The 12,612-nt window shown below is 40.1% G+C and carries 9 protein-coding genes; 6 read left to right on the top strand and 3 right to left on the bottom strand.

Annotated features, from left to right (window positions below):
- Positions 1 to 28 precede the first annotated feature (28 nt).
- On the bottom strand, positions 29 to 838 hold the full coding sequence (locus JGE69_RS15615) for an inner membrane protein YpjD (protein ID WP_068556772.1): 810 nt from the start codon (positions 836 to 838) through the stop codon (positions 29 to 31).
- 140 nt (positions 839 to 978) lie between these two features.
- Between JGE69_RS15615 and ffh the strand changes: the two genes are divergently transcribed.
- Positions 979 to 2,391, top strand: coding sequence for a signal recognition particle protein (ffh, locus tag JGE69_RS15610; protein WP_199114094.1), 1,413 nt, complete (start codon positions 979 to 981; stop codon positions 2,389 to 2,391).
- A 49-nt stretch (positions 2,392 to 2,440) separates the two neighbouring features.
- Here the strand turns inward: ffh and JGE69_RS15605 are convergent, their stop codons facing one another.
- Both JGE69_RS15605 and JGE69_RS15600 read right to left on the bottom strand, forming a co-directional pair.
- Positions 2,441 to 3,175, bottom strand: coding sequence for a pantothenate kinase (locus tag JGE69_RS15605; protein ID WP_039756295.1), 735 nt, complete (start codon positions 3,173 to 3,175; stop codon positions 2,441 to 2,443).
- A gap of 15 nt (positions 3,176 to 3,190) precedes the next feature.
- Positions 3,191 to 3,943, bottom strand: coding sequence for a biotin--[acetyl-CoA-carboxylase] ligase (locus JGE69_RS15600; RefSeq protein WP_019767930.1), 753 nt, complete (start codon positions 3,941 to 3,943; stop codon positions 3,191 to 3,193).
- A 30-nt stretch (positions 3,944 to 3,973) separates the two neighbouring features.
- Here JGE69_RS15600 and JGE69_RS15595 point away from each other — a divergent pair, with 30 nt between their 5' ends.
- The 5 genes from JGE69_RS15595 (at position 3,974) to ligA (ending at position 12,371) form a co-directional block, all read left to right on the top strand.
- Positions 3,974 to 4,777 (top strand): sulfite exporter TauE/SafE family protein, encoded by an 804-nt coding sequence (locus JGE69_RS15595; protein ID WP_199114092.1) that lies wholly within the window; start codon positions 3,974 to 3,976, stop codon positions 4,775 to 4,777.
- A gap of 256 nt (positions 4,778 to 5,033) precedes the next feature.
- On the top strand, positions 5,034 to 5,729 hold the full coding sequence (locus JGE69_RS15590) for a GntR family transcriptional regulator (RefSeq protein ID WP_002120391.1): 696 nt from the start codon (positions 5,034 to 5,036) through the stop codon (positions 5,727 to 5,729).
- 10 nt (positions 5,730 to 5,739) lie between these two features.
- Entirely contained in the window at positions 5,740 to 9,189 is a 3,450-nt protein-coding gene (gene smc, locus JGE69_RS15585) for a chromosome segregation protein SMC (protein WP_068565936.1), read from the top strand.
- A 1-nt stretch (position 9,190) separates the two neighbouring features.
- Positions 9,191 to 10,237, top strand: a complete 1,047-nt coding sequence (locus tag JGE69_RS15580) for a cell division protein ZipA C-terminal FtsZ-binding domain-containing protein (protein WP_017399785.1) — start codon at positions 9,191 to 9,193, stop codon at positions 10,235 to 10,237.
- Between the two features lie 94 nt (positions 10,238 to 10,331).
- The gene (gene ligA / locus JGE69_RS15575; RefSeq protein ID WP_199114090.1) at positions 10,332 to 12,371 is read left to right on the top strand and encodes an NAD-dependent DNA ligase LigA; all 2,040 of its coding nucleotides are present in this window, start codon (positions 10,332 to 10,334) and stop codon (positions 12,369 to 12,371) included.
- Positions 12,372 to 12,612 lie beyond the last annotated feature (241 nt).

Raw genomic sequence — 12,612 nt, 5'->3', positions numbered from 1 at the left:
GTCTAGTATCGATTAAATTTTAATTTTCCTAGCGCCCTAAGATCATCTCAAGCACAAATTTACTACCGATAAATCCGATCGCTAAAAGTACAAAACCCATTAAGGTAAAACGAATTGCTTTTTGGCCTCTCCAGCCAAGTTTGTAATGGCCGATCAGTAATGAGCCATAGATAAACCAAGAAATAATACTAAATACGGTTTTATGAGCGAGATGCTGAGCAAAGAAGCTATCAATTGTTAAAAAACCAAATGTAAGCGCAATCGTTAATAAAATAAAACCTGTAATGATCAGATCAAATAATAAAGATTCCATTGCCTGAATCGGCGGGAGTAAGTTGACCCAGAAACGTTTTTTTTGTTTCTTTTTGAGTTCACGATTTTGGAACCACATCAAGATCGCATGTATGGTTGCCATCAGTAAAACTGCATAGGCAGAAAGCGAAAGAATGATATGAGTATCAAGTCCTAACGAATGCTGTTCAATAAATTGATCTGGTCGACTAAAGGCAAATCCTAAAATAAGACCAATAGCTGCGACAGGAATGCCTAACAAGTTTAACGGCAGAATAGGGCGGAAAGTACTAAAAATTAAGCTTAACAATAACATAAGCCCCGATGTAAAAGACATCAGGTTAAATACATCGTAGTTAATTCCTGCTGGTGTAAGCATGGCATCGCATAAAACAGTGCTGTGTAGTACTAATGCCAGGATAGTAACAAAAGCAAATAACCATGAGTTTGGTTCACGTTTTGACATTAAACGAATAAACAGATACCAGAAAGAAGTGGTATATGCGATGAGTGCCAAAATTGTATAAACCAAGGGGAGGCTAATCATGTCAAACCTTTTTCAGGATTAATTCATCTATATAAGATATAAATTCGCTGCGAACTAAAGTATCCTATAGCATTCTATGCATAAATTTTCTATTTCGAGAAAGATTTTTTTGCAACTAGCCATTTTAAGCGGATTTTGCAATGTTTGATACCTTAACAGAACGACTCACACAGAGTTTAAGAAATGTTACTGGCTCAGGGCAGCTGACCGAAGACAATATTAAAGATACCTTACGTGAAGTACGTATGGCACTTCTTGAAGCCGATGTCGCGTTACCTGTAACTCGTGAATTTATCGCGAAAGTTAAGGAAGAGGCATTGGGCCAAGAAGTGATGACTCAGTTATCACCAGGCCAGGCATTTGTAAAAATTGTCTATGACGAACTCACCAAGATGATGGGTGAGGCGAATGAAACACTTGATTTAAGTGCGAAACCTCCTGTTGTAGTATTACTTGCTGGTTTACAAGGTGCAGGTAAAACCACAACTGCTGCCAAGTTGGCACGTTTCTTAAAAGAACGTCAAAAGAAAAAAGTAATGACTGTTTCTGCCGACGTTTACCGTCCGGCAGCGATTAAACAGTTAGAAACTGTTTCAAATGAAGTTGGTGCAGGCTTTATTCCTTCAGATCCTTCTGAAAAGCCAATTGATATTGTTAATCGTGCAATTGAACAGGCAAAAATCCAGTTTGCTGATGTGTTGATTGTCGATACGGCAGGCCGTCTACATGTCGATGCAGACATGATGGATGAAATTAAAGAATTGCATGCAGCAGTTAAGCCGACTGAAACTTTGTTTGTGGTTGATGCCATGACAGGTCAGGATGCTGCAAATACAGCAAAAGCATTTAATGATGCTTTAGCACTTACCGGTGTGATTCTTACTAAAACTGATGGTGATGCACGTGGTGGTGCTGCACTTTCTGTGCGTGCTATTACTGGTAAGCCAATCAAGTTCTTGGGTATGGGTGAGAAGCTTGACGCTTTAGAACCATTCCATCCAGACCGTGTTGCTCAACGTATTTTAGGCATGGGTGACGTACTTTCTTTAGTCGAAGAAGTTGAACGTAAAATCGACAAAGAAAAAGCCGAAAAAATGGCGAAAAAATTGCAAAAAGGCGGTAGCTTCAACTTTGAAGATATGCTGATGCAATTTGAGCAAATGAAAAAAATGGGCGGCATGATGGGCTTCTTAGACAAGTTGCCTGGCATGAGCGGTGCAGGAATTCAGCAAGCGATTGAGCAAGCGAACCCTGAAAAACAAGTCAAGAAGATGGAAGCGATTATCCAGTCAATGACTGTTAAAGAGCGCCGTAATCCAGACCTGATGAGCCCAAGTCGTAAAAAACGTATTGCGGCAGGTTGTGGTATGGATGTTGCTGAAGTGAACAAACTCATTAAGCAACAAGCGCAAATGGCTAAAATGATGAAGAAATTTGCGAATCCATCTGGTATGAGCAAAATGATGCGTTCATTAGGCAATATGCAAAAGCAATTTGGCGGCGGCGGTGGCGGAATGGGACCACTGTTTGGTAACAATGACCAAAAGAAATAAATCCATAAAATAAAAGGCGCATATAGCGCCTTTTATTTTGTTGTGTATTTTAGTCTTTAGGATAATGAGCAATATATTGCTGTAGTCCTTTGAGTAAAAGGTCGGTTTCCACAACAGGCTTATATTTTTGTAAGAACTTGGCAAATAGTGTTGCATCGCCACCAGTTAGCAGCAGCTTTTTAGGAGATTGCTGCATAATATTTTCAATGGTACTAATGAGGCCTAATAAAATACCGTGATGTACTGCATCTACAGTGTTATTGCCCGGATTTAGGTTATCAAAAGCTGAGTCTGGAATTTTAATACCCTTGGTATTTTGAATAAGAGCATCTCGCTGCAAATACAAATTAGGCAGGATGTAACCTCCTAAATGCTGTTTACCTTGGGTTAGGTCAATTGTGAGCGCTGTACCACAACCAATAATACAATAGTTTTCATCTGCTTGAGCTACAGCGAGTACTTGTAACCAGCGGTCAATTCCGAGCTGACTCGGAACTTCATAACCACACTGTAAGCCTGCATATTCAGAATGAACTTTCGCAAAAACTACTGGAATTTCAAGCCATTTTAAAATCTGCTGAATACGTTGGTTATTTTCGGTATCGAGTACCGAAGAAATCCCGATTCGATGCAGGCCTTGATGTTTAAAGTGTTGGATTAACCCAAGTAATAAATCGGCAGGAGACTGCAAATGTAGCTCAGCTGCATGTTCAATAATTTGCTGATTTTCAGTAATCCAGTATTTTAAACGGGTGTTTCCGATATCAAGCCATAAACTTTTCATGGGGAAAATACCTGATTACTGAGTTGTTTGTGGTCTTAGGCGACCTTGATAAAACTGCTGTGGTTCTGGAGTTTCAAGAATTACTGCACCTTCATTGGAGATTCCAACAAAACGACCATGTACCAGTCCCTGACTATGTTCAAACTGAACTAGCTGATTAATCCATGCCGCATGATGGTTAAAACGTCCCGCTAAATTGTAGCAGCCATGATCAAACCAGCGAGCAGCATTTTGAATAGCAACATAAAGCTCTGAAATTAACTCAAGACGACCCATTTGCTCTAGACCTAAATCCTCTAGAGACGTAATCGGTTGGTCACTATCAGTCACTGGTGGTGTTTTTAAATTAATGCCTACACCTACAATAGCCTGATGCTGAGACAGTGGTTCGACTAAAATTCCACCCCATTTACCCTGAGCACTATATAAATCGTTTGGCCATTTCACTTGCAGATTAAGAGCTTGTAACTGGGGGATTTGCAAAATATTCAGAGCAACTTCAAGTGCTAAGCGACCATCTAAGGGTGTTCGAGTTTGCACCAATGTGCTTAAATAAATGTTTCCTTCAGGTGAAATCCATTGCCGTTGATGTTGACCTCGCCCTTGAGTTTGTTGAGCACTGCAAACCAAGCCCGTTGTAATGCCTTTTTGGGCAATTTCACGAATATCATCATTGGTCGAAGTTGTGGTTGCTTTTAATAAAACCACTTCTGGAAGCTGGTTTTTTGCGCTTAAAAGTTGTTGTAGTTGGCGAGTCTCTAAATCCATGTTGAATATGAGCAGAGTGGTAAAACATTTATGGAGTTAATCATATATTTACTCATTGGTGCAATTGCTGGTTTTACTGCCGGATTGTTTGGAGTTGGTGGTGGACTAATTATTGTACCAATCCTCTATGTGGTTTTTACCCAGTTACACTATGATCCAGCGGTAATCATGCATATTGCAGTCGGAACATCGCTTGCAACCATTATTGTGACGTCTTTTAGTTCTGTTTCAGCTCATCATAAAAAGGGTGCAGTACTTTGGCCTGTCTTTCGTAATTTAGCTCCTGGACTGGTGTTGGGTTCATTTTTAGGGGCGGGTATTGCTGACCTGATGTCTGGCCAGCATTTGCAACTTCTTATTGGTATTTTTGCGGTTGTGATGGCCTATAGGATGTTTAAAGGAGCACATGTAGTTGTTGATCCAACGCGTCAGCTCCCTTCAACCCCTATGCAATTCATGGCGGGTGGAGGCATTGGTATTGCCTCTGCAATTTTTGGAATTGGGGGAGGAAGTTTAACCGTTCCATACTTAAACCGTCATGGCGTGGTCATGCAAAAAGCAGTCGCGACTTCTGCCGCTTGCGGTTTACCAATTGCGGTTGCTGGAGCGATTGGCTTTATGTGGTTTGGTGCAAAAGAACAAATCTCAGTGCCTAACACGATTGGTTATGTACATATCTATGCGTTTATTGGCATTAGTGTCATGAGTTTTGTCACAGCGAAGTTTGGAGCAAAGGTTGCTCATGCGTTGTCGCCGCAGGTGTTAAAAAAATGTTTTGCTTGCCTGTTAGTGGTGGTAGGTAGTTACTTTATTTATAAAGGGATTATGCACTAGAGAGTAAAATATTAATCTCACTAGAACTACGATTTAAGAGCTTGAGTTTTTAGAAATTCGAGCTTTTTTTATTCAGTAAAATAAGAACATTTGGGGCTTTTATTCATCTGATTTTGGTGTTGTTTTTAAATGAGTTGGCTTAAAATGCAATAAAATTGTCAGACAATGACATAGTTTTTAATCGATGGGATCAGTTAAAAACAAGGATGCGAAAGAAAAGCATGGATTAATGCATATAAAAAGTAGCGGGTGATTTATGAATCTCGAAGACACAGAAAGTCTTTCTGAGCAAATTGTCAAATATATTAGCGAACAGATCATTAGTGGCGAGCTAGTAGAAGGCGAACGTATTCAAGAACTACGTATTGCCAAAGAACTTGACGTTAGCCGAGGATCAGTTCGTGAAGCATTGTTATTATTAGAGCGTACTCATTTAATTGAGATTTTTCCACGCCGTGGGGCAATTGTTTCTGAAATGTCTGCACAACAAGTTAAAGCGTTGTTTGATACAAATATGATGTTATTGGGGCATATTGTACAACGCATGAGCGAAACATGGCGTGCGCATGAAGCAGATCAATTACAGTTGCTATTAGAGCAACTTCTTGAGCATGTCAAAGCAGGTGATATCGAAAAATTTTATGATGGAGTCTTCCAATATTTAGCTGAACAGCAAGATATGGTGGGGAATCCTTATCTAATGAAATTTTATAAAGAGTTATTACCTTCATTACGTCGTAGTTATTTTTTGACCTTAAATACCTCTAAGCGGGAACTACAAGAAGCATTTGCATTATTTAAACTCGTGACTGATGCAATTTTAATCCGAAAATCACAACAAGCCGCTTTATTTATGGAAGATTTTTGTCGACACTTACGTAACCTTGTGTTGGAATCGCTGACACGAATGAAACAGATTGAATTGGCTTGGGCAAGACGCTCACGCCGCTAGTTAGGGCATTATGCGTTTAAGCAGTTTAAAACTTTCCGGCTTTAAATCTTTTGCAGATAGTACAACCTTAAATTTTAAGGCGAACCGCACAGCAGTGGTTGGTCCAAATGGTTGTGGCAAATCCAATGTAATTGATGCGATCCGCTGGGTGATGGGTGAGTCAAACGCTCGTCAGCTCCGTGGTGGTAGCATGCAAGATGTTATTTTTACGGGGACTTCCAAACGTAAGCCCGTTGGTGTGGCCAGTGTTGAGCTACGTTTTGATAATACTTATGGAAAGTTGGGCGGATCGTATAATGCTTATAATGAGTTAGCTGTTCGCCGTCAGGTGACCCGTGAGGGTAAGTCAGAATATTTCTTAAATGGTACACGTTGTCGCCGCCGTGATATTACAGATATTTTCTTGGGAACAGGCTTAGGACCACGCTCATATGCGGTCATTGAGCAAGGCATGATTAACCGCTTGGTTGATGCCAAGCCTGAAGAAATGCGTGTGTTCATTGAGGAAGCCGCGGGCGTTTCTCGTTATCAGGCTCGTCGCCGTGAAACTTTGCAGCATCTTGAACATACAGAGCAAAACCTTTCACGCTTAGACGATATTGCACTAGAGTTAAAATCGCAGCTTAAAACGCTTAAGCGTCAGTCGGAAGCAGCGGTTCAATATAAAACTTTAGAAAGCCAGATTCGTACGCTCAAAATTGAAATTTTGTCTTTTCAGGCAGAGAAAAGTGTACGCCTACAAGAAGAATATACCGTTCAAATGAATGAATTGGGTGAAACCTTTAAATTGGTTCGCTCAGAATTAAGCACGATTGAACATGATTTAGAAGCAACCAGTGCTTTGTTTCAGCGACTTATTCAGCAATCTTCACCGCTACAACAAGAATGGCAACAAGCTGAAAAGAAACTATCTGAACTTAAAATGACTCTTGAACAAAAACAGAGTCTATACCAGCAAAATAGTACGACTCTCGTTCAGTTAGAGCAGCAAAGATTCCAAACTAAAGAACGTTTACAGCTTTCTGAATTGCAACTCGAAACACTGAATAATCAGCTAGAAGAACAAACAGAAGCTTTAACTGGAGTTGAGCATACAGCGACGGAGGCTGAACAAAACTTTGCTGATTTACAATCTCAGCAGAAACAAGCACAACAACAGTTTGAGCAAGTAAAAGCTCAGGTTGAAAAACAACAGCAGCAAAAAATGCAGATGTCAGCTCAAATTGAACAGTTGGGTAAAAATGTTCAGCGCATTGAGCAGCAAAAAGAAACGCTGCAACATCAAGCAAACCAAATTCAATCGCATGTTCATGAAGATGAGCAGGGCGAGCTTGAGCAACTGCAACAGAAATTACTGGGCGAAATCGCGTCGCTTGAAACTGAAATTGAGCAACAATTACTGCATTTAGAGCAATCTCAACAGCAACACCAGTCAAGTAAAAATCAGCAGCAAACTCTGAAAACAGAAATCCAAGTTTTATTATCAGAGCAGAAAAACTTAAGCCAGCTTATTGCTAAACAAAGTCCAAAGCAAAACCAAGATACGCTACGTTTAATGCAAGCTCTAGAGTTAACAGAGCAAGGTAAACCACATACGCAGATTGTTGAGAAGTTTTTAGCAAAATGGTTACAAGCTCATATTCTTGAGACCGAACAAGTCTTTCAAGAAGGAGTTGCTCGCCAGCTAAAACCTTCAGAGCAAACAAATAAATTTAAAGGAAACTTGGTTTGTTTGAATGAGTGGATTGCATCGCCACAGCTATCAATCTTTTCAAATGTAGCGATTGCACAAGATTTGACTCAAGCTTTAAATGAGCAAAAACAATTACAACATGGTCAGTCTATTCTGACTTTAGATGGTTATCATGTCGGGCAGGATTGGGTGATTGCCCTTATGTATGATGACGAAAGTCAAAGTGCACAAGGTATGCTGAGCCACCGTATTCGTCTAGATGAAATTGAACAAGCTCTTGAAAAGCAACAACCTCAATTACAAACACTAGATCAAATTGTAGTTCAGCAAAAAGATGAATTAGCGCAATTACAGTTAGGTGTGCAGCACAAGCAGCAGGTTGTGAAACAAAAGCAAAAAGACTTACAACAGCTTGATGTGCAAATTGCCAAGCAACAAACCGCAGCACAAGCATTTTTATTGCAAAAACAGCAATTAAAAGATCAACTTGGTCAGTTAGACATGCAGCTTGAAGAAGATGCAATGCAAAAAGATGATCTTGAAATTGATTTGCATGCATTAGCAATTAAGCTCGAAACCATTTTACCTGACTATAAAACTTTGCAATTTCGGGTAGAAGAATTAACAGAACAGCTAGACGAGCAGCAACAAGCCCTGCAACATCAGCAACAAGAACGTGAAATTTTACGCCGTAATAGCACGCAGACAACTCAACAGATTGAGTTGCTTGAAAAAGATATCTCATTCTTGCAAAGCCAATATCAACAAATTGCAGCTCAAATGGAGCAAGCGAAAAAGTTTGTTGACCCTATTCAATTAGAGCTACCAAATCTTGAGTCAGAGTTTCAGCAACAATTTGCTCAAACTGAAAAGTTGCAAAAGAACTGGAATGAATGGCAGCTTGAACTCAATAGTGTGCAGGAAAAACAGCAGACTTTGACCGATCAGCGTCATCAATATCAACAAAAAGATGAGCAGCTTAGAGAACAACTTGAACAGAAACGATTGGCATGGCAAGCAGCCAAGTCAGATCGTGAGCATTATCAAGAGCAGCTTAAAGAGCTAAATGCCGAACTCCAAAAAGGCTTACAAATAGATTTAACCGAGCACCAGCAGAAACTGGAAAAAGTACAGAAACAGTTTGAAAAAATTGGAGCGGTTAACCTTGCCGCTTCACAAGAGTTTGAAGAAGTTTCTCAGCGTTTTGATGAGCTGAGTCACCAGATTCAAGATTTGGAAAATACGGTAACTCAACTAAAAGATGCGATGAAAAGCATTGACCAAGAAACCCGTAAGCTGTTTATGACAACTTTTGATCAAATCAATCAGGAGTTGCAAAACCTGTTTCCAAAGGTTTTTAATGGTGGTGAGGCGAGTTTAAGTCTTGAAGATGATTGGCAATCTGGTGTTAAACTGATGGCAAGGCCACCGGGTAAGAAAAATAGTTCTCTAGCATTACTTTCCGGTGGAGAAAAGGCTTTAACAGCGTTAGCATTAGTATTTGCGATTTTTAGATTAAATCCGGCACCGTTTTGTGTACTAGATGAAGTGGACGCACCACTTGATGATGCGAATGTTCAGAGATATTGTAATTTGGTAAAAGAACTTTCTGAACATGTACAATTCATTTACATTACACATAATAAGCTGGCGATGACCATGGCAACTGATTTGTTGGGTGTGACCATGCCTGAACCGGGTACATCAAAATTAGTCACTGTCGATTTAGAACAGGCAAAAGAATACGGGTTAGTTTCGGAGTCATAGAATGGAAATCAATACGATTATTGGCATCGTTGTTGCCATTATAATTATGCTAATTGGCTTAAAAATGATTTTAAAAAAGCCAAACCATGCTGAACCCTCATTAGACAGTGATTTGCATATTAACCCTGATAGTAATCAACCGGTTATACCTAGGCACGTGAGAGATCAGCTTGAGAAAACTGAAGCTGAATCTGTAGCGGTGACTAGTGCAGAGCGAGTAGAACCGACTTTAAGCGAAGCTGCGCCGTCTCAAGTACCTGAAACAAAACAGTCAGAAATTGAGACCGTAGAACCCGCTAAAGCAATTCAAACTGAACAAACTCAAGCAGTTGTTGAAAACGCTTCTGTAGAAGAAATTAAATCTGAACAAACAGTACCAAGCTCTACCATTCATAAAGATGGTTCAGTTGAGTTGGTTGATACAGTTTCTGTTAAACCGGAAGCTGAAGCTTTAGCAAAAGAAAATCTGGAAGCTGAAAGCGAAAAAACTGAGCCTGAGTTGAGTTTAAACCCGAATATTGAAACTGCCGAAATTGCTGAGTTTGAAGGCGAGAGTAATATTCTGGATGTGCATTTACATGAACAGCAACGTTATGATGATGAAAGTGCATTAGCGATGGCTGAACAGATTATTGCGCTAAATGTGTATCCAAACCCTCGTCGTGCATTGTCTGGCGATAAAGCGCTTAAAGTGCTGTTAAAATATGGTTTACGCTATGGTGAAATGTCTTGCTTCCATCGTTATGAAAATACCGATGAGCCAAGTGTACTCATGTTCTCTGTATTACGTATGACAGACAATGGACCAGCTGGGTTTGATCTTGAAACGCTATCTACTGAACAAGTTCAAGGGTTAGCATTTTTCCTTGCGCTTCCAAACAGTAAAGCCGTGACTGGTTTTGACATGATGGCGAGTATTGCAGGTTTAATCGCTCGTGAAATTGATGGCAAAGTTTACGATGAGAATAATCTTGAATTTACGCCACAGTTAAAAGAGCACTGGCGTCATCATGTGATTGATTATCGTCCGGCACAGGCGACCGCCTAGTTTTAATTTTTTACATTCGTTGCGATAATTGCAACATATCTAGTCGCAGCTCAGGGTGGAGAAATTTCCACCCTTTTTTATGGTGAATAACATAATGGCAACAACTTCCGTGATCGAACAGATGCGTCAGCTTATTCAACTGATTGCAAAGCATAACCATGCCTACTATGTCATGGATCAGCCGACAATCTCGGATAGTGAATATGATCATTTATTTCACCAGTTAAAAGCTTTAGAAGAGCAATATCCTGACCTTGTTCAATCAGATTCACCGACTACAAAAGTAGGTGGACAAGCACTCTCTAAATTTCAAAGTGTGACTCATGTAGTTCCGATGCTTTCTTTGGGGAATGTTTTTAATCAGGAAGACTTATTCGCATTTGCACGCCGTGTTGAAGAGCGTTTGCCTAATCAAAAAGTACAATACGAAGTCGAACTAAAACTTGATGGTCTTGCGATTTCTCTTTGGTATGAAAATGGTGTGTTAATACGTGGCGTTACACGTGGTGACGGAGAAACCGGGGAGGACATTACCCAGAACGTTAAAACGATTCGTAATTTGCCTAAAGTGTTACATTCAGATCACTTTGAAATTCCACGTTTGCTGGAAGTTCGTGGTGAAGTACTTATGCCAAAGTCTGGTTTTGAAAAACTCAATGCTGAACAGGAAGCCAAAGGCGATAAAACATTTGCCAACCCGCGTAATGCCGCAGCTGGTAGTTTAAGACAGCTCGATCCTAATATTGCTGCGGCTCGACCTTTAGCATTTTATGCTTACGGCATCGCTCAATGTGAACCTAATCATGGCTTAACTACCATGCATGACAGTCTGCAATGGCTCACAAAACTTGGATTTGAAATTGCTGAACGTCAATATCTGTGTAATTCAATTCAAGAAGTACAGCAACGTTATGAGCAAATTCAGCAAGAACGTTCAGATTTACAAGTTGAAATTGACGGGATGGTTGTAAAGGTTGATGACTTAAAGCAACAACAACAACTTGGTTTTTTAAGTCGTGAACCACGCTGGGCAACTGCTTATAAATTCCCTGCACAAGCTGCATTAACTACGGTTGATCAGATTGATTGGCAAGTAGGGCGTACAGGTACTTTGACTCCAGTAGCGCGTTTAAACCCTGTATTTGTAGGGGGAGTTACGGTTTCCAATGTAACTTTACACAACATTGGTGAGATCCATCGCCTAGATGTACGTGTTGGTGACACGGTGAGTGTTTATCGTACAGGCGATGTTATTCCTAAAGTAGAAAAAGTTTGGCCAGAATTCCGTCCTGTTGATGCCGAAGTTGTACATTTACCTGATAACTGTCCTGTTTGTGCCTCACCAGTGGTAATGCCTGAAGGGGAAGCTTTAGCACGTTGTTCTGGTGGACTGTACTGTGCTGCACAGCGTATTGAAGCGATTCGTCACTTCGTATCACGTAAAGCTCTGGATATTGAAGGTCTAGGCGATCGTTGGGTAGAGTCTTTATTACATCTCGATTTGCTCAAAGATGTTGCTGATATTTACCATTTGCACGAACACCGAGAAACTTTACTCGGGATTGAAAAAATGGGCGAGAAATCGGTACAAAATCTGATTGATGCCATTGAAGCCAGTAAGAAGACAACGCTTGCGCGTTTTATTTATGCTTTAGGAATTCGTGGGGTAGGTGAAACAACAGCTAGAATGTTAGCCAATACTTTCCAAACTTTGGAAGCGCTTAAAGCTGCTGATGTTGAAGCTTTAAAGAAAACACCAGATGTTGGTGATATTACTGCCGAGTGGATTGCTGACTTTTTCTTGGCACCGCACAACATTGAAGTGCTTGATCGCTTAATTGTCGCAGGAATTCATTGGGATGCACCGACTGCACCAACACGACAGCCATTAAATGGCGAAAGCTGGGTGTTAACGGGCACATTAGAGCAAATGACGCGTGATCAGGCTACTCAAATGCTACAAGCATTAGGTGCGCGTGTAAGTGGTAGTGTATCGAGTAAAACCAAATGTGTTGTTGCGGGCGAGAAGGCTGGTTCGAAATTAGAAAAAGCAGCAAAACTAGGTATTGCTGTTATGAATGAGACTGATTTCTTATCACTCATGGCAAGCTACGGGCAGACTTTAAGCGAATAGATCTACCGAAATAAGAACCATTGATTTTAGTTACAAATTTATAAATTGATGGTTTGAGCCATATTTTAACGCTTGTCTGAACTTATAAATTGGACAAGCGTTTCTTTTTGCAGAGGAAATTTAAATAACTTAAACTGTAAATGCGTATGTTTCTCATTTTAATTTGATAAAAATCATAAACTTAACTATTTTTTGTTTTGCAATCACTTTTAAGATTGCCCATAATAGTCTTCATACGATA

This window comes from Acinetobacter sp. C13 (assembly GCF_016809775.1).
Taxonomy (GTDB): Bacteria; Pseudomonadota; Gammaproteobacteria; order Pseudomonadales; family Moraxellaceae; genus Acinetobacter; species Acinetobacter pittii.
This window is presented reverse-complemented; position numbering and strand designations above follow the sequence as displayed.